This is a genomic window from Rhodoblastus sphagnicola, assembly GCF_002937075.1.
In the GTDB taxonomy this organism is placed as follows: Bacteria; Pseudomonadota; Alphaproteobacteria; order Rhizobiales; family Beijerinckiaceae; genus Rhodoblastus; species Rhodoblastus sphagnicola.
Genome location: NZ_NHSJ01000082.1, coordinates 80,103 through 97,343 on the forward strand (window position 1 = coordinate 80,103; position 17,241 = coordinate 97,343).

Below are 17,241 nucleotides of genomic sequence, written 5' to 3' on the forward strand. Positions count from 1 at the left end.
GTACTAGTCGCCAGTATTTTGGAGGGCGGTCGATTGATTACTCTTGCGATCAGCGCAGAATGGTTTATGTGCTCAAATACCTAACCGTACACCTCCGAGAGGTGTACGGTGCCTTTGTTGCCCTTCGTGAGCACGACGATCAGTTACCGGAATGGGTGGGCACAGTTAGAGTTTTGTCGATCGGGGGGGGGGCTGGTTCAGATATCGCTGGATTTAAAAATTTCGTTGTGGACGAAGATGAGGGTTTTTATTCCGCATCGGCTAAACAGTTCGATATCACTCGCCTTGAGCGAGTAACCGAATGGGACACGTTGGCCGCCAAGGTAGTCCATATATTTTCATCAGAGGGTATAAATTTTAGGCAGTTCTGCATCCATAATGACATTAATGAGTTCGATCCATCGAAATATCCTCCATATGACATAATCATGATGTCATATGTAATTTCGGAATTGGATGATGATGCCCTTGATGTGCTGGTGAACGTCATCAGCAGTGCGTTAGCTGCGCGGGGCGTGTTGGTCATTAATGACCGCAACGAGCTTGCAGTGGTCGCGAAAATCGAGAGGTTACTAAGCAACTTTAATGTGGTGGCGCGGTCCCAGGATAAGGATGAGTGTTGGTGCGGCATTAAGTACCCGGACGAGCTCCGCGAGCTTTTTAAGCCGAAGTTGAACATGAAATCGGTTCGCCTCGGAGCGATAGTGGAGCGCTTATGATTATCAGCGCCAGTCGAAGAACGGATATCCCTGCTTTTTATGCCGAATGGTTCATGAATAGAGTCCGTGAGGAGTATTTACTCGTCCGGAACCCGTTCAACGCAAAGCAGATTCGCAGAGTCTCATTGGCTCCTAAGGACGTCGAAGCTATTGTGTTCTGGACGCGAAATCCAGAAAAATTGATAAAATACCTTGATGAATTAAATTGTCGTGGCCATCGTTATTACTTTCAATACACGATCACGGGCTATCCACGCTCGTTCGAGCGATCCGTGCCGCGCCCGCAGTCTGCAATTGAAACGTTCATCCGGTTGAGCAAGATTGTCGGCCCGGATAGGGTCATATGGCGCTTTGATCCAATTCTAATTTCATCGCTGGTGGACATCGCCGAACACGAGAGATTGTTCGCAAAAATCGCGTCCTCGTTGCGAGGAAATGCAAAGCGGGTCGTTATCAGTTTTGCAGACATATATGCGAAGGTAACGAGAAATCTAGCCAAGATTCCGAACCTTTCTATACACGATCTGATGGCAAAACGCGAGGAGGCGCTTCAACTTGCGCGTAATCTCGTTGCAATTGCCGGTGTGAATGGCCTTGAGGTCCAAAGCTGCTCAGAGGAAATTGACCTGTCCCCCGCCGGAGTTGCTCACGGAAAATGTATCGACGATCAACTCATATCCAGGTTATTTGCAGTCTCTCTCAAAACTCGCAAGGACAAGGGGCAACGAGAAGCGTGCGGCTGCATCGAGAGTGTCGACATTGGTCAATATAACTCTTGCCTACATGGATGTGCGTACTGTTATGCTACTGCAAATAAGGAATTGGCGTTGCGCAACTATGATCGGCATGATCCATTGAGTCCCTTTCTCATCGGAAACGCAGCGCAGGGCGAAATCAATGCAGATAGTCAATCAAAAGAGCAGGATCCTGCGCAAGGCTCGCTGTTCTGAGGCGATCTCGAGGCGGATCGAATCAACCTTGTATTTTCAAGGCTCCACTCAGCCTTAAAAAAGGCCACGGCAAAAACCGTGGCCTTCAATGCTCTGCTTGTGGCGCGCGAAAAACTTACGCGAGCTTGCCGCGCACGCGCGCGACCAGCAGTTCCACATTCTCAATCGGGGTTTCCGGCAGAATGCCGTGGCCGAGGTTGAAGATGTGGCGGAAATCCTGATAGCTTTCGCGAACAAAATCGATCTCGCGGCGCAGCGCGTCGCCGCCGGCGATCAGCACCAGCGGATCGAGATTGCCCTGCACGACCTGATTCTTCGACAGGGCTTTGCTGGCCCAGCTATTGTTCAGGCTGGTGTCGAGGCCGATGGCGTCCGCGCCGACGCGGTCGCCAAAACCCGGCAAGGAGGTATGGGCCGCGCGCGGAAAAGCGATGACCTTGGCCTGCGGATTGACCGCCTTGACGCCGGCGACAATGCGCGCGACCGGCTTTTCGCACCACAGCTCGAATTCCTTGGCCGGCAGCACGCCCGCCCAGGAGTCGAAGATTTGCACGACTTCGGCGCCGTTCTTGATCTGCTCATTGAGATAGACGATGGAGGCGTCCACGATCCGGTCGATCAGTTTCTGGAACGCGGCGGGATGGCGGTAAGCAAAACCGCGCGCCGGGGCCTGATCCGGCGTGCCCTTGCCAGCGATCATGTAGCTGGCGATGGTCCAGGGCGCGCCGCAGAAGCCGATCAGCGCGGTTTCGGCGGGCAGGGCGCTTTTTACGCGGCGCAGGGCTTCAAAAACCGGCTCCAGATGCGACAGCTTGAATTCGCCGAGGCGGTCAACGCCGTCGGGCGTGGTGATCGCCTCCATGCGCGGGCCTTCGCCGGTGTCGAAGCGGACCTTGTGGCCCATGGCGTCGGGCACGACCAGAATGTCGGAAAAAATGATGGCGGCGTCGAAGCCGAAACGGCGGATCGGCTGAAGAGTCGCTTCCACCGTGAGGTCGGGATTCCAGCAGAAGTCCATGAAGGACGGCGCGGTGGCGCGGATCTGCCGGTATTCCGGCAGGTAACGGCCGGCCTGACGCATCAGCCACATCGGGGGGCTGTCGGGGATCGGAGCCTCGAAGACTTTCAGGAATTTCTTGGTCGTATCGGTCATGAGGCCTCACAGGCGTGAAAAATTTCGGACGCAGGGGCGCGCGCGCGATTTCTATTGCAGTCGATTGCCGTAACGGTCAAGACAGCGGCGCTGTTTCACGGTGTCGCGCTTAAGACCATCGCCGCATAGCTGAAATGTGGCGCCTCGGGGCGCGCCGCAGTATAACAGGGGCAACCAAAGCCCAAGAACCTATGACGGACGCCCGGATGACCCGTATTCCCGATTTCTCCACCCTCGCCCTCGATCTGGCCGCGAGCGCGCCCGCTCCGGCCTTTGCCGCCGCGCCGTGGCTGACCCCGGAAGGCATTGCGGTGCGAAGCGTCTACGGGCCGGAGGATGTCGAGGGCCTGCCGGCGGTGGACTCGTTCCCCGGCTCCGCGCCCTTCCTGCGCGGTCCCTATCCGACCATGTATGTGAACCAGCCCTGGACCGTGCGCCAGTACGCCGGCTTCTCCACGGCCGAAGATTCCAACGCTTTTTACCTGCGCAATCTCGCGGCCGGGCAAAAAGGCCTGTCGGTGGCCTTCGACCTCGCCACCCATCGCGGCTATGATTCCGACCACCCGCGCGTCTCCGGCGACGTCGGCATGGCCGGCGTGGCCATCGATTCCATCTATGACATGCGCACGCTGTTTTCGGGCATTCCGCTCGACCAGATGTCGGTGTCCATGACCATGAACGGCGCGGTGCTGCCGGTTCTCGCGCTCTATATTGTCGCGGCGGAAGAGCAGGGCGTGCCGGCCTCAAAACTTTCCGGCACGATCCAGAACGACATTCTCAAAGAATTCATGGTGCGCAACACCTATATCTACCCGCCCAAGGCGTCGATGCGCATCATTTCGGACATTTTTGCCTATACGTCGCAGAATATGCCGAAATACAACTCCATTTCCATTTCCGGCTATCACATGCAGGAAGCCGGCGCGACGCAGGATCTGGAACTGGCCTATACGCTGGCCGACGGCGTCGAATATATCCGCGCCGGCATCGCCGCCGGTTTGACCGTCGATCAGTTCGCGCCGCGCCTGTCATTCTTCTGGGCGATCGGCATGAATTTCTTCATGGAAGTGGCGAAACTGCGCGCCGCGCGCCTGCTCTGGGCCAATCTGGTGAAGCAGTTCGAGCCGAAGTCGGAAAAGTGCCTGCCCCTGCGCACCCACAGCCAGACCTCCGGCTGGTCGCTGACCGCGCAGGACGTGTTCAACAACGTCATCCGCACCCAGATCGAGGCCATGGCGGCGACGCAGGGTCACACCCAGTCGCTGCACACCAATGCGCTCGACGAGGCCTTGGCGCTGCCGACCGACTTTTCCGCCCGCATTGCCCGCAACACCCAGCTTTTCCTGCAGCAGGAATCCGGCACCACCAGAATCATCGATCCCTGGGGCGGTTCCTACTATGTCGAAAAACTGACGGCCGAACTGACTCAAAAAGCCTGGGCGCATATCCAGGAAGTCGAAGAACTCGGCGGCATGTCCAAGGCCATCGAAGCCGGCATTCCAAAACTGCGCATCGAGGAAGCGGCGGCGAAAACCCAGGCGCGCATCGACAGCCGCAAGCAGGCGGTGATCGGCGTCAACAAATACCGTCCCGAGCACGAGCAACCGATCGATGTGCGCAAGGTCGAAAACGCTTCGGTGCGCGCCGAGCAGATCGAAAAACTCAAGCGCCTGCGCGCCGAGCGCAACGAGGCCGAAACGCAGGCGAAGCTGGAAGCGCTGACGGAAGGCGCGAAAAGCGGCGCCAATCTCCTCGCGCTCGCCATCGAGGCGGCCCGCGCCAAGGCGACCGTCGGCGAAATATCCTATGCGCTCGAAAAAGTCTTTGGCCGCCATCGCGCCGAAATCAAAAGCATATCAGGCGTCTACAAGCGGGAGGCGGGCGTGGATTCCAGCGCGGTGACAAAAGTTCAGGCTCAGGTCGAGGCTTTCGTCGAGAACGACGGTCGGCGCCCGCGCATCCTCGTCGCCAAGGTCGGTCAGGACGGCCACGACCGCGGCCAGAAAGTGATCGCCTCGGCCTTCGCCGACCTGGGTTTTGACGTGGACATCGGGCCGCTGTTCGCCACGCCCGACGAGGCGGCGAGGCAGGCGGTGGAGAACGACGTGCATATTGTCGGGATTTCCTCTCTTGCTGCGGGCCATCTGACCTTGGTGCCGGAATTGAAAGCGGGGCTTGAGAAGGAAGGGCGCGGCGACATCATGATCGTGGTCGGCGGCGTGATCCCGCCGCTGGATTTCGACGCTCTGTACAAGGCCGGCGCCAGCGCCATCTTCCCGCCGGGCACGGTGATCGCCGAAGCGGCGGGCAAGCTGATCGACCAACTCAACGCGCGACTCGGCTATTCCAAAGCCGCCGCCGAATGAATTCGTCCCTGCCGGCGCAGGACGATGACATCGCCGTCGCTTCGGAAAGTCCCTCCGACGCGGCGGCGCAGATCATTCTGATCAGCGGCCTCACCGCCTATAACGAAGCCCAGGTCGGCCCCGATCCGGTGCGCGATCCTGAAAGTCAGGTCTGCGTCGTCGCCCGCGACCGCGAGGGCCGCGTGCGCGGCGGCGCGCAGGGCGTGGCCGTGGGCGCCTGGATGGCGCTCGACACGGTCTGGGTCGAGGACGCTTTTCGCCAGCGCGGTCTTGGAACGCGAATCCTGGAGGCGGCGGAGGCGGAGGGACGCCGGCGCGGCTGCAAATGGGCGATCCTCGCGACATTCGATTATCAGGCTCCGGATTTCTATTCCCGGCGCGGCTATGTCGAATATGCCCGCATGGAGGATTTTCCCTGGGGCCATACGCGGTTTCAGCTCAGGAAAGCGCTGGCGTGATCCCCTGGGAATTGCTCGATACCGCCGCCATACCAGGAGGGGGCGCGCTAAAACTCAAGCGTCGTGGCGCTGAATTCTCGATCATGCTCGGCGATAACGAATTGATGAATTCGCGCCTGAGCGGATCGGAACAGGCGCTCGCCACGCTGTCCTGCGAGCGGATCTGCGCCCGACCGGCGCCAACACTGCTCATTGGCGGCCTTGGCATGGGATTTACCCTGCGCGCCGCGCTGGAGTCCGTCGGCGCGCAGGCGCAAATCACCGTGGCCGAACTCGTGCCCGCCGTGGTCGCCTGGGCGCGCGGCCCCATGGCCGAACTGCACGGCGCAAGCCTGACGGATGCGCGCGTCAAAATCGTGGAAACGGACGTCGCCCGTCTGATCCGGGCCGCGCGCGCCTGCTGGGACGCGATCCTTCTCGACGTCGATAATGGCCCCGACGGGCTGACGCGCGACTCCAACGACGGGCTTTACAGCCGGGAGGGTTTGCTTTCCGCACGCGCGGCCTTGCGTCCGGGCGGGGTGCTGGCGATCTGGTCCGCCCACGCCGCCCCGGAATTCGCTCAGGCCTTGCGCAAGGCGCGTTTCAGCGTCGAGGAAGTCAAGGTCCGCGCCAACGGCAAGAGGGGAGGCGCGCGCCATGTCATCTGGATCGCGATGCGCGCCGAAAATTAGGGACCGCCCCCGTAAGGGCGGTCCGTTTCGCAAAACTCAGCCCACGGCCTTTTCATACTGGGCTTCGACATATTCCCAGTTCACCAGATTGCCGAGCACGGTCTTGATGAAATCGGGACGGCGGTTGCGGTAGTCGATGTAATAGGCGTGTTCCCACACATCGACGGTCAGGATCGGCGCGGCGCCGTGGATCAGAGGGTTTTCAGCGTTGGGGGTCTTGGACACCGCGACCTTGCCGTCCTTGACCTCAAGCCACGCCCAGCCCGAGCCGAATTGCGTCACGCCGGCCTGGGTCAGATCTTCCAGAGCCTTTTCCACCGAGCCGAACGCTTCGACCAAAGCCTTCTCGACCTTGCCCGGAACCTTGCCGCCGCCGGCCGGCTTCAAATATTTCCAGAATTCAGCGTGATTGTAGATTTGCGCGACATTGTTGAACACGCCCGGATTCTTGCCGTGTGATGTCTTGATCACCTCCTCGATGGGCTTGCCTTCCCATTGCGTGCCCTTGATGAGGTTGTTGGCGTTGGCCACATAGGCCGCGTGATGCTTGTCGTGGTGAAACTCCAACGTTTCCGAGGATATGTACGGCGCCAGCGCGTCATAGGCGTAAGGAAGCGGATCGAGGACAAAGGACATGGAGTGCTCCTGAACGAGAAAGAGGACGCCTAAAGGTAGGGAGCGGGCGCCATTGAGGCAAGAACGTGGGCGCCGAAAGAAGCGCCTCGCGTAGAGCCGGGCTTAACAAATTTGCGTCTATATGCTCAAAACGCGGTAATTTCTTCGTTACGAGAGGCGCGGCGCCGGTGAAAGTGGAACGCACGTTGATTGCCCTGGGGCTGATTCTTGCCCTTGCGGGTCTGGTCGTCGCCATGAACGGCTATATTTACGTCAACGTCGATCGCGGGCCGCCGCTCGTGGTTTCGGGCGTGCTCGTCTTCGGCTTCGGCTTGGTTCTCGCCGCGTTGGGCTTCATTTTGCGCGAATTGCAGGCGATCGCCGCCGACGCCTCCAAGGCGGCCCTGCTGCTCGCCAAGGGCCGCATCGCGCCGGCGCCCGCCGACCAAGCCGCCAGTTCCGCGCCGCCGCAGCCGCAGCCAAGGCCGCTTCCGCCATTCGAGCCGCTGGGTTCCGCGTCCACCGCTAGGGAAGACTCCGCGTCCGCAGACAAGGCGACGGATGAAACTCAGTCCGACCTGTTTGCCTCGCAGCGGTCGGAGCCAAAGCCTCGCCCCGTTCTTCCGCCGGACGAACCCGCCAGGGCCGCCGCGTCCGCTAGCGCGCCCCCGTCGTGGATGGCCCGGCCCGGCCCGGATGCGACGCCGGCTCCCAAGCCGCCCGAGGGCGATTGGCTCGGTCAGGCTATCGTCCAGGAGGCCGACAAGGCGCGCAAGGCGTCGGCCGAAAAGCTGGCGCGTGACGGGGAAACAGAGCTTGAGCGCGAGTTTGGCGTCAACGACCAGGAAAAGGGCGAGAAGCCGCCTCAGCCAAAGCCTGAACCCATCGGCCATTACGAGGCGCATGGCGCACACTACACCATGTTCTCCGACGGTTCGATCGAAGCCGAGACGCAGCATGGCGTCTATCGGTTTGGCAGCATTGACGAACTCAAGCGCTTCATCGAAGGCGAGGAGTCCGGCAATTTGGGTAAATCCTGACGTTGACCGCCAATTCCTGGCAGGGGGACGAGGCGGTCAGTTGACCGCCAATTCTTGGAGGCGGGACGAGGCGGTCAGTTGACCGCCTCTATGGCGAAAGCGAAGCGCCAGGCGACATCCTCCAGTTCGTCGAAGCGGCCGGCGGCGCCGCCGTGGCCCGCCTCCATATTGGTCTTGAGCAGGATCGGGCCGCCGCCGGTCATTTTTTCGCGCAGCTTTTGCGCCCATTTGGCGGGCTCCCAATAGGTGACGCGCGGGTCCGTGAGGCCCGCCTCGATCAGCATGGCCGGATAGGCCTGGGCGCGCACATTGTCATAGGGCGAGTAGGCGCGGATCAGGTCGAACACGGCGTGATCGCGCAGAGGATCGCCCCATTCCAGCCATTCCGGCGGCGTCAGCGGCAAGGATTCGTCGCAGATCGTGTTGAGCACATCGACGAAGGGCACTTCCGCTATGATGCCGCCAAACAATTCCGGGGCGAGATTGGCGACGGCGCCCATCAACATGCCGCCGGCGGAGCCGCCCTCGGCGACGATTTTTCCCGGTTCGGTCAGGCCGAGCGCGCAAAGATGGCGCGCGCAGGCGATGAAATCGGAGAAGGTGTTGGGCTTGGCCGCCATTTTGCCCGCCTGCTTCCAGCGCTCGCCCAATTCGCCGCCACCACGCACATGGGCGATGGCGTAAACAAATCCCCGGTCGATCAGGCTGAAAAGGTTTTCGTCGAAACGCGTTGGCAGCGCCACGCCATAGGCGCCGTAGCCGTAGAGCAGCAGCGGGCCAGGCTTTTCCGCGCGGTCCTTGCGCCAGATGAGCGTGAGGGGAACGCGCGCTCCGTCGCCGGCCTCGACCCAGTCGAGCCGCGTCGCATAGAGCGACGGGTCATGGCCGGAGGGAATGCGCTTCGTTTTCACAAGCGTGCGTTCGCGGTTGCGCAGATCGATGTCAAAGGTCTGGTCGGGGTCGATCGGCGTCGAAAAGGTGACGCGCACGATGGGGTCGAAAAAATCGAAATTGCGTTCGAGTCGCAGGTGCAGCACCGGCGCCTCGAACGCCAGCGTGAACGGTTCGTCTTGGCCGCCAGTGTTGACGCAGCGTTTGGCGACGAGACGCGGGCGGCAATTCTCCCGCTCCAGCCAGACGAGATGATCGGCGAATATGGCGGCGTTGAAGATCACCTTGCCCGGACGGTGCGGCGCCTCCTCGCGCCAGTGTCCGCTGTCCGGAGTTCCGCCCTCAAGTTGATCGAGGCCGATGCTGACAATCTTGAAGTCGAAGGCGCCGTCGGCGTTGGTGCGCATGTAGAGCCGCGTCAGGCTTGGCTCCACGTCGTAAATGAGGCCGGGACGTCGCGGACTCACCAGACGCGGCGGCGCGGTCGGGTGGGCGAGGTCGATCAGCCAGCTTTCCGAACAATCGTGGTCGGAGACGTTGACAATGGCGTGTCGGCGCGAGCGCGCCCCGCGCAGATGTATGAACAGGGCTGGATTCTTCTCCTCGAACAGCAATGTGTCCCGCGCCGGATCTTCCCCGATCCGGTGCAGATAGACCGCGCAGGTGCGAAAATCGTCGTCGATTCGCGTGTAGAGGAAGCCGCGCGAATTGCACGTCCAGACGATCGCGCCATCGGTATTCTCGACCACGTCTTCGCCGTCCACACCGGTCGTTAGGTCGCGACAGGAGATTTTCTGCAATTCGGAACCGCGTTCGTCGCGGCTCCAGGCGAGCCAGCGATGGTCGGGCGAATGGAGCGCTTCGCCGAGGCTGAAGTAATCCAGGCCTTCCGCACAGAGGTCGCCGTCGAGCAGGACGATCTCTTCGGCTCCGTCTTGGCCGGTTTCTTGGCCATTGGCGGATCTGCGGCAGACCAACGGATGCTGGCCATTCTCGCGAAAGCGGGTGAAGTAGAACCAGTCGCCGTCGCGCGCCGGAGGATCGGACTCGGTTTCATCCACGCGCCCGACAAGCTCCTGTTCCAGGCTCTCCGCCAGGGGGGCCAGGGGTTTGAGCGTTGCTTGCGCGTAAGCGTTTTCCGCTTCGAGCGCGGCGCGGATTTCGGCGGGCAGAACATCTGGGTCTTGCAACGCCTCCCGCCAATTGTCCGCCCGCAACCAGGCGTAGTCGTCCTTCAGCGTTACCCCGTGAAATACCTGCGCGGCGGGACGTTTTTCGAGGTGGGGCGGCGTTATGTCGCGGCTTTTGGCAAAGGACGGCATGTTGAGACCCTGACAGGCGTGAAGAGTTGCGCGCGACAATGTGCCGATTCGGCTGATTCGCCAAAACCGGACGGGACGATCAGCATCATCGCGTTGCAACTTCGCAAGCGAATATTGCGGTATGGGCCGTTGACAGGAAAAAGCCGGTTTGCCGGAGCTTGGCGGGACAGAAAAACAGGCGGGAGTCGCGCCGCAACCCTTACGATTTCGCCCGTTTATTTGCGGGAGGGACCGGAATTCTGTGCGAGGGCGCGCTGCGCAAACAAAAGCCAAAACAAATTACGGGATTACCGAGAGAGAGATATTGCGCGCAGCGTTTGCTTGCTCTATTTAGAAAATGTTGGACGTATTCGAAGGCAGATCACATCGTATTGGGGCCGGACGCGTTTTCATGGAGCCGTCCAAGCGCATCTCAGCGAAAAATATCGCAGATCTCCTCGAAAAATATCTCGATCCATCACAAGGAAAGTTCACGACCAATGAGCGACGCACCCTCAAATAATTACATCGAGCTGGCGGCGGATATCGTTTCCGCCTATGTCAGCAACAATTCCGTTCCGGTCTCCGACCTTGCTACTTTGATCAATGATGTTCATTCGGCTTTGCTGCGCGTCACCAGCGGTTCCGCCCCGGTCGTCGCCGAGGCGCCCAAGCCGGCCGTTCCCGTGAAGAAGTCGATCACCAACGACTACATCATCTGCCTGGAAGATGGAAAGCAGTTCAAGTCGCTGAAGCGTCACCTGCGCACCCAGTACAATATGTCTCCCGAAGACTATCGCGAGAAATGGGGTCTTGGCGCGGATTATCCGATGGTGGCGCCCAATTACGCCAAGGCGCGCTCGCATCTCGCCAAGCAGATGGGCCTCGGTCAGCAGCGCCGCCGCGTCCGCGTCAAGTAAACCGATCGGGTCGATTTCGAATGCGAACAGACCGGAGCGCCGCCGCGCTCCGGTTTTTTCATGCGCCGGCGTTGGCGCGGCGCGACCGCCAGGCGGGCGCCCGGTCGGCGTCGCGCAACGTGTCGCGACCGCCCGCCTGAACGACGGGTTCGGCGGCGGGGCGGGACGGCGCCGGCGCGGGGTCTGGCGCATGGATTTGCGCCGCCCGCGCCGCGAGCGCCAGACAGGCGGACGCATTGTCGCGGCAGGACGCGACCGCCGATTCGACCGCCCGTTGCTTCATCTGTTCGGCTCCGGCCGCCAGTTGCTGGCCTGCGGGCTGAGCCAGGGTCATGAGGCTGGCGCCTTCGCGATCGGCGATCTGGCTGAAGACCAGGCCAAGCCAGAACAGGCTGCGCAACAGAAACGACATCTTGATCTCCCTGCGAGCGCCTGTGTTCGCGCTCCGATTTCGGGCTGAGCAAGGTCTAGCAGCGATCCATCGCCATTGAATCAAGTGTTTCACTCAAATTGCGGCGGCGGCGTTCACCTGCGATTCAGCATGGGCGCCTTAAAGCTTTCAGTAACCATGTCGCGTGAATGTTTAACGCGAGCGGCGCCGCCTCGGGCGGTGTTTAGAGTTCCCTTAGAGCCGCGGCGCAGATTGACGGAACGCGCGGTTCGGCCGCGCCAGACATCAGAGCCGTCCATGCCGGAATCCAGCAAGATTTTCGCCGCCGCGCCCACCGGGACTTTCGGCCGCCATGGCGTCCACGCGTCGGAGAAGTCGAAGGGCGGATCAGCCGGGAGGCGTCGCGAGCCATGAGCGAACATCGTTTGACGCACAAGCCGCAGGCGGGCGGTTGCGGCGCTCGCGCCAGCGCCAGCGCGCTCGCGTCGGAGGCGGCCGACTGGCGCCAGCGCCTGCTCGCCAATGTCAGCCATGAATTGCGCACGCCCCTCAACGCCATCATCGGCTTTTCCGAAATGCTGGCCAATGTGGACCTGTCGCCCAAGGATCCGGAAAAGCAGCGCGAATATGCGCGCATCATCAACGCCTCCGGCCAGCATCTGCTCAGCGTGGTCAACACCATTCTCGACATGTCCAAGATCGAATCCGGCGTGTTCGCCATCGAGCCGGAACATTTCGACCTTGGCGCGCTGATCGATTTCTCCTGCGATCTGGTCAAGCTGAAGGCGCAGGAGAAGACCATCGAACTGCTCGCGGCCTGCGCGTCGAACATCGGCGAAATCGTCGCCGACAAGCGCGCCTGCAAGCAAATCCTGCTCAACCTGCTGTCGAACGCCGTGAAATTCACGCCGGAAGGCGGTCAGGTCGCCATTTCCGCGCGCAAGGACGGCGGCTTCGTCGTCATAGACGTCTCCGACACCGGCATAGGCGTCACGCCCGGAGAACTGCTGCGGCTCGGCGATCCCTTCTACCAGGCGCGGGCGACCTACGACCGCCCCTATGAGGGCGCGGGCCTCGGCCTCTCGATCGTGCGGGGCCTGGTGGCGCTGCACGGCGGGGCGATCAGCTTCGCCAGCGCGCCCAACGAGGGCGCGAGCGTCACCGTGCGCCTGCCGATCGACTGCCGCGAGGCCGAGCGCGCCGACGCCTTGTCGGCGCGCATCGAAACCGTTTCGCGTCCCGAGGGCGCGCACAAGACGCATCCGTTTCATTCCCATCACCAGGTGAAAAAAATTGCGTGAGATCGCCGCCGCCTCCGATTTCGACTTCGTCGCCTCGGAACCCGCCCCCGCCCCGAGGAAATCTCGCGCCCCCGGCGCCAGGGCGCGCGACAAGTCGGCCCGCACGCCGCAATTCCTGACCCGGCTGTGGAGCTGGCGCACGCCGCTGTTCGGCGGCCTCGCCTTTGTCCTGCTGTTGGCGGCCATCGCCGTCAACGCCATGTTTCTCCAGCACGGCCGCCATCCCGCGCCGCTGATGGGCTCGGTGCTGCGCATCGAGACGCCCAAGGTGGAGCCCGCCCCCGCGCCTGTCGCCAAGGCGGAGGCGAAAGCGGCGCCGTCCGCGCTCGACGAGGCGCTCGCGCCCATGCCGCTGGCCAAGGTCGCGGCGCCCGCCAAGATTGTGGCGCCCGGCAAGATCCCGACCCCGGCCAAGATTGCGGCTCCCGCCAAGACCCCGGCTCCGGTGAAAGCCGTCAAAGCCCTTCCCGCGCCGCCCTCGGCTGCGCCCGTAAAGGCCGCCGCCAAGCCGTCCGACGCGATTGGCGCGCTGATGGTCAATGCGGCGCCGGCGGTTCCGGCAAAAAATATCGCCGACGCGCAGAAGGCGCTGAACAAGCTGGGCGCGCATGTTCCCGCCAACGGAAAAATCGACGCCGCGACCCGCAAGGCGGTGGAAAAATTCCAGCGCGACAACGGGCTGCCGGTCACCGGCGAACTGACGCCGAAACTGCGCCATTTCCTGGCGTTGCAAGCCGGCGAGCCGGAAGGCTGACACGGTGCGGCTGCGCTCGGACATCTGGGTTTCGGCCTATCTGCGCCGCTGCGCTGTCGAGGGCGCGGCGGCCTATCTGCGCCGGCGCGGCGCGGAGCAGGCGGGCGCCATTTTCATAAAGATCGACCGGCTCGACGGCGCCTGCGCGCTCTATGGCCCCGCGCCGCAGAGCGAGGCGCGCGAAGGTTACGACCGCCTTTTTGCGCGCGCGCACAAGGCGGACTGGATCGAATCGCCCGACGCCGAAGCGCGGCTGGAGCGGGAGCAAAAATTCGATTCGGATCTCTGGATCGTCGAGGTGGAGGACCGGCAGGGCCGGCATTTCCTCGACCTTGCCTGAAGCGGCGGCGCTGGACCGTCCCCATCAACAATAAAGTAGCCCTCACCTTGGTAGCCTGCGCCGGCAGGCGTCTCGAAGGGCAGGGCGGTCACGCGCCCGGCCCCAGATCGGGCAAAAAGTGAAAGTGGAAAAGGAGGTGAAAACCGGATTTTTCGGCAAATGTTCTCGATTTGTTTCATGTGAAACGGGGGCGATATTTCTTAAATTATTGAATCAAGTAAACAATTCACCAAAGGCGCTGCCGCGCGCGCCAATGCAACCTGTTGCGCGAATCCATCGAAATCACGCGAAAACGATCAGAAACTTGCCGGTTTTCGCGCGAAATCATCAAAAACCTGCACGGTTTTATCGGCAAGACACAACTCTTGATTGAATTTCAAGCGTGTGACGCCGCCAGCAAAGCATTCGCGCGGGCAAACGCCGCGCTGACTGGCCGCGACCTGAAATGGAAAGACAAACCGGTATCAACCGGATCCGCGCTGCGGCCGGAGGCGGGCCTCCGCCATGAAGCGGCGTGACCGCAGCCATGCCATTTCCACGATTCGCGAAACATCGCGCGCGGACGTCGCTGCATTTAAATCGAAATGCCGCGCAAACGGCCTATGAAATCATCAAAAATGGATCATTCGGACTTGGCGTGACGCCTCCGACCACGGCCGGTATCGTCTTGATACCGACCGTGCTCGGCTTCAGTTGCTTGAGCGACTTATTGACTGACACCCGGCGGCGGAGGTGGAAACACCACGTTCGGGGTCGATCGCCTTGTCGCGCCAAGTCACCGCAAGCGTCATGCTGACGCCTGCTGGCGAAAGCGCGGCTCAGATGCCTGACTAACGCCAGCAAGCATCAACTATTTCAGTGAATCAGCTTGGTTCCGCCCTGCATGAACGCGGCGACCCAAGTGGTGTGCGTCAGGATGGCGGCATGCACCAGCAGAGCGGTCACGGCCACGGAGCCGAGCAACAGCGGGATGCCAACGCTCGGGTTGACGATCGTCCAAATCTTGCCTTGGTTCATATCAGAAACTCCTCAATGCAGCCAGGGAGACAAAGCGTACGCGAGAACGTGCGCGAGGATAGCGATCACGAAGAACACGCGGGTGCCGTCGATGACATGCTTGTGAAGTTCTTCGGACTCAGCTGCGGTCAAGCCCGTCAGCCCCTTAACATTATCAGCCATTGTATACCTCTCATTTGCCGCTGCTATTCTCGCACAATACTTGCGCGAGGTTGCTCGCCCCGGCGGCTGGGCGGCGTAATCTCCAGCTAAATCAATAAGATATCGCTGTTGAACACAGGCTGGACTATGAGCTTGACGCTTGTGGCTGTCAACTTCGCTTGACACGGCCGCATGTGGAGTCCCCTCCACCGCGAGATCGTCGGCGCTATGGGAGATATCAGCTTAATAACAATGAGATAGATCTGAAGCTGCCGATCCGGCGGCGCGTGTTGGCTCGGGAATTGCGGGGACTACGTAGGTGTTCTCCCGAAGAGCCGGGGGATCTCTCCAATAGTCCATGTGAAATTACGCAGGGGGCGATAGGATCATCATGGTTTAAAAGAGGGGGAGAGCGCCGTTTCGCCTGACCTCAATCGCGCAAAAACCCGCGCAATGGTCCCTCATCGTCAACAGCATGCCTTCTCGCCGCGCCCGCCATCGTCACGCGCTTTTTGGATCCGGGCGGTCGTCCGCCGACATGAGGGCGACGCCGACACGCGCTGGAAGCTCGATTACGCGCCGATTCTCGTCCTGTCCCGTCGGCGTCAAACGTCGGACGATCTGCCCTTCGCGCCGCGCGCCGCGAGATAGTCGCGCAATTCCAGCGATTCGCTCTCCGCATGGACCGGTCGCGCGGTGGTCGCGCCGCCGCGACGGCCCTGCTGGCGCGCCAGAGCGGCGCTGAGACGGCCGTCCCCCGCGACGGCGCCGATCACGCGGGCGGCGTCGCGGCGCGGCAGCGTGTCGTAAAGCGCGATATTGCGTTCGAACGCCTTGCGATCCATGGCGACTTTGGGAAAGGCGATCAGGAAAATCCGCGCCGCGATCTCCTTGGGCATGCCCATGGCGATCAAGGCCAGGGTGAGGGCGTCGCCGCTGTCCTCCTCGACGATGCGGCGCGCGCACAGCGGATCGCAGCCGATGATCTCCGCCAGGACCAGGGCGAAGGCGGCGTGCTTCTGGCGCAGCGCGGCGTTTTCAAGCTTCGCGCATGCGGCCGGATCGAGTTCTCCCGTCGCGTCCGGGCGACCCAGCGCCGCAACGCCCGCAGCCCGCGCGATGTGCAGCAACTTGCCGCGCTGTTCCGCGTCGCCGGAGAGATAGAGCGGCAGGTGGTCGACGCTCAACCCCCCGCGCTCCAGCAACGTCCTGGCGAGGTCCTTGTCTTCCCGTCCGCGCGAAATCAGCAGCCGCATGTCCTCCATCGCGAGCGGCGCCGCCGCGTTGGCGGCGAGCGCCCGCGCCACCTCGCGTTCGGGGCGGCCGGCGAGGATGGACGCGATCTCGCGGTCGAGATCGGCGCGCGCCGCCAGCGCGCAGGCGTGGTCGCGCGGGCCGGTGGCGGCGATCTCGCGCAGGTCGGCCCAAGCGATCTGGCGGTTGCTCAGCAGCAGTTCGCGGGCGACGGCGCCGCCGCGCGCCCGCAACCGGCGCAACACCGCAGCCGGCGCGTCGGCGCAGGCCGCCAGCCTCTGCGCGATAAGGGTGAGCGTGACGTCGTCGGCGTCGTCGATCAGGCGGCAGGCCATTTCTTCGTAAAGCCGGATCTCCTGCGAGGTGTGCGTCGCATGCAGGACGAACAGATCGGTGGTGACGCGCAGCAGGATGGGACGCATGTCCGCCGGCCGGGAGTCGGCGGAGGCGGCGAGATCGCGAAGGCGCGCGTAAATGTCGGCGGTCATGGATCGATCCACGGAAATATGTTGAGGCTGGCCATGCTAATCACGGTGTATTGACACATCATTAACCATAAGGATCTTAAATGACCTGGCGATCTCGATTGAGGCAAGGGCGGGTTAACCGCTTTCGCTTTCGATCGACGCGGGCGCGGATTCGCATGGCGCCCGACTTGCTTGAAGGGAATGTGCGGCGTGTGAAATTTGGACCTGCGCGCGGCATCCACCAGGAGAAGGACGATGGGCCAGGTCATTGATTTTAAATGCGAGACGCGCCACCGTGCGCTGCTCGCCCGCCACACCGGCGAAGCGCAGATCCTGTTCTTCCTCGGCGTGCGCTATTGCCGGCAAGAGAGCCTGCGCGTTGCCGACGGCGCCCGAACCGACGGCGGCAAGGACAACGACCCTCGCGGCCCCGCGGCGCGGCCGGGTGGCAAGAAGCGCGCTTGATCCGTCAGGAAAATTGTCGATTTC

General features: G+C 62.0%; 19 protein-coding genes. 12 read left to right on the forward strand and 7 right to left on the reverse strand.

The window, feature by feature from the left end; all coding sequences use genetic code 11:
• The first annotated feature begins 59 nt into the window (after positions 1–59).
• Both CCR94_RS13125 and CCR94_RS13130 read left to right on the forward strand, forming a co-directional pair.
• Positions 60–719 carry a small ribosomal subunit Rsm22 family protein gene (locus CCR94_RS13125; RefSeq protein WP_104508294.1) on the forward strand — a complete coding sequence of 220 codons (660 nt, stop codon included), beginning with the start codon at positions 60–62 and terminating at the stop codon, positions 717–719.
• Positions 716–1,669 (forward strand): DUF1848 domain-containing protein, encoded by a 954-nt coding sequence (locus CCR94_RS13130; protein WP_104508295.1) that lies wholly within the window; start codon positions 716–718, stop codon positions 1,667–1,669. The genes CCR94_RS13125 and CCR94_RS13130 overlap by 4 nt, the downstream gene beginning before the upstream one ends.
• 115 nt (positions 1,670–1,784) lie before the next feature.
• Here the strand turns inward: CCR94_RS13130 and hemE are convergent, their stop codons facing one another.
• A complete protein-coding gene (hemE, locus tag CCR94_RS13135; RefSeq protein ID WP_104508296.1) occupies positions 1,785–2,822 on the reverse strand; it encodes a uroporphyrinogen decarboxylase in 1,038 nt (345 codons plus the stop codon).
• Between the two features lie 206 nt (positions 2,823–3,028).
• Here hemE and scpA point away from each other — a divergent pair, with 206 nt between their 5' ends.
• From scpA to CCR94_RS13150, 3 genes are read left to right on the forward strand one after another with little or no spacing between them, the layout of a single operon-like run.
• The gene (gene scpA, locus CCR94_RS13140; RefSeq protein WP_104508364.1) at positions 3,029–5,188 is read left to right on the forward strand and encodes a methylmalonyl-CoA mutase; all 2,160 of its coding nucleotides are present in this window, start codon (positions 3,029–3,031) and stop codon (positions 5,186–5,188) included.
• Positions 5,185–5,646 carry a GNAT family N-acetyltransferase gene (locus CCR94_RS13145; RefSeq protein WP_104508297.1) on the forward strand — a complete coding sequence of 154 codons (462 nt, stop codon included), beginning with the start codon at positions 5,185–5,187 and terminating at the stop codon, positions 5,644–5,646. Before scpA ends, CCR94_RS13145 begins: the two co-directional genes overlap by 4 nt.
• Positions 5,643–6,320 (forward strand): spermine/spermidine synthase domain-containing protein, encoded by a 678-nt coding sequence (locus tag CCR94_RS13150; RefSeq protein WP_104508298.1) that lies wholly within the window; start codon positions 5,643–5,645, stop codon positions 6,318–6,320. The genes CCR94_RS13145 and CCR94_RS13150 overlap by 4 nt, the downstream gene beginning before the upstream one ends.
• A gap of 36 nt (positions 6,321–6,356) precedes the next feature.
• On the opposite strand, the gene CCR94_RS13155 is transcribed toward CCR94_RS13150, so the two are convergent.
• A complete protein-coding gene (locus CCR94_RS13155; RefSeq protein ID WP_104508299.1) occupies positions 6,357–6,956 on the reverse strand; it encodes a superoxide dismutase in 600 nt (199 codons plus the stop codon).
• Between the two features lie 167 nt (positions 6,957–7,123).
• On the opposite strand from CCR94_RS13155, the gene CCR94_RS13160 reads away from it, so the two are divergent.
• Positions 7,124–7,975 (forward strand): hypothetical protein, encoded by an 852-nt coding sequence (locus tag CCR94_RS13160; RefSeq protein ID WP_104508300.1) that lies wholly within the window; start codon positions 7,124–7,126, stop codon positions 7,973–7,975.
• A gap of 74 nt (positions 7,976–8,049) precedes the next feature.
• Here CCR94_RS13160 and CCR94_RS13165 read toward each other — a convergent pair whose 3' ends face one another.
• Complete coding sequence (locus CCR94_RS13165; protein WP_104508301.1) at positions 8,050–10,188, reverse strand: S9 family peptidase; 2,139 nt, start codon at positions 10,186–10,188, stop codon at positions 8,050–8,052.
• A 479-nt stretch (positions 10,189–10,667) separates the two neighbouring features.
• Here CCR94_RS13165 and CCR94_RS13170 point away from each other — a divergent pair, with 479 nt between their 5' ends.
• On the forward strand, positions 10,668–11,087 hold the full coding sequence (locus tag CCR94_RS13170) for a Ros/MucR family transcriptional regulator (protein ID WP_104508302.1): 420 nt from the start codon (positions 10,668–10,670) through the stop codon (positions 11,085–11,087).
• A 58-nt stretch (positions 11,088–11,145) separates the two neighbouring features.
• Here the strand turns inward: CCR94_RS13170 and CCR94_RS13175 are convergent, their stop codons facing one another.
• Complete coding sequence (locus CCR94_RS13175) at positions 11,146–11,499, reverse strand: hypothetical protein (RefSeq protein ID WP_104508303.1); 354 nt, start codon at positions 11,497–11,499, stop codon at positions 11,146–11,148.
• A 389-nt stretch (positions 11,500–11,888) separates the two neighbouring features.
• Here CCR94_RS13175 and CCR94_RS13180 point away from each other — a divergent pair, with 389 nt between their 5' ends.
• From CCR94_RS13180 to CCR94_RS13195, 4 genes are all read left to right on the forward strand, one after another.
• On the forward strand, positions 11,889–12,779 hold the full coding sequence (locus tag CCR94_RS13180; protein ID WP_104508304.1) for a sensor histidine kinase: 891 nt from the start codon (positions 11,889–11,891) through the stop codon (positions 12,777–12,779).
• Positions 12,772–13,533: a peptidoglycan-binding domain-containing protein gene (locus CCR94_RS13185; RefSeq protein ID WP_104508305.1), complete on the forward strand. Its 762-nt coding sequence runs from the start codon at positions 12,772–12,774 to the stop codon at positions 13,531–13,533. Before CCR94_RS13180 ends, CCR94_RS13185 begins: the two co-directional genes overlap by 8 nt.
• Before the next feature lie 4 nt (positions 13,534–13,537).
• Positions 13,538–13,873, forward strand: coding sequence for a DUF1491 family protein (locus CCR94_RS13190; RefSeq protein WP_104508306.1), 336 nt, complete (start codon positions 13,538–13,540; stop codon positions 13,871–13,873).
• Positions 13,874–14,136: 263 nt separating this feature from the next.
• Complete coding sequence (locus CCR94_RS13195) at positions 14,137–14,391, forward strand: hypothetical protein (protein WP_104508307.1); 255 nt, start codon at positions 14,137–14,139, stop codon at positions 14,389–14,391.
• Between the two features lie 337 nt (positions 14,392–14,728).
• Here the strand turns inward: CCR94_RS13195 and CCR94_RS13200 are convergent, their stop codons facing one another.
• From CCR94_RS13200 to CCR94_RS13210, 3 genes are all read right to left on the reverse strand, one after another.
• On the reverse strand, positions 14,729–14,890 hold the full coding sequence (locus tag CCR94_RS13200) for a light-harvesting protein (RefSeq protein ID WP_104508308.1): 162 nt from the start codon (positions 14,888–14,890) through the stop codon (positions 14,729–14,731).
• 12 nt (positions 14,891–14,902) lie between these two features.
• Positions 14,903–15,052, reverse strand: coding sequence for a light-harvesting antenna LH1, beta subunit (gene pufB, locus CCR94_RS13205; protein ID WP_104508309.1), 150 nt, complete (start codon positions 15,050–15,052; stop codon positions 14,903–14,905).
• Between the two features lie 584 nt (positions 15,053–15,636).
• Positions 15,637–16,773 carry a DUF2336 domain-containing protein gene (locus tag CCR94_RS13210; RefSeq protein ID WP_104508310.1) on the reverse strand — a complete coding sequence of 379 codons (1,137 nt, stop codon included), beginning with the start codon at positions 16,771–16,773 and terminating at the stop codon, positions 15,637–15,639.
• Positions 16,774–17,007: 234 nt separating this feature from the next.
• On the opposite strand from CCR94_RS13210, the gene CCR94_RS13215 reads away from it, so the two are divergent.
• Entirely contained in the window at positions 17,008–17,217 is a 210-nt protein-coding gene (locus tag CCR94_RS13215) for a hypothetical protein (protein WP_104508311.1), read from the forward strand.
• Positions 17,218–17,241: the final 24 nt, after the last annotated feature.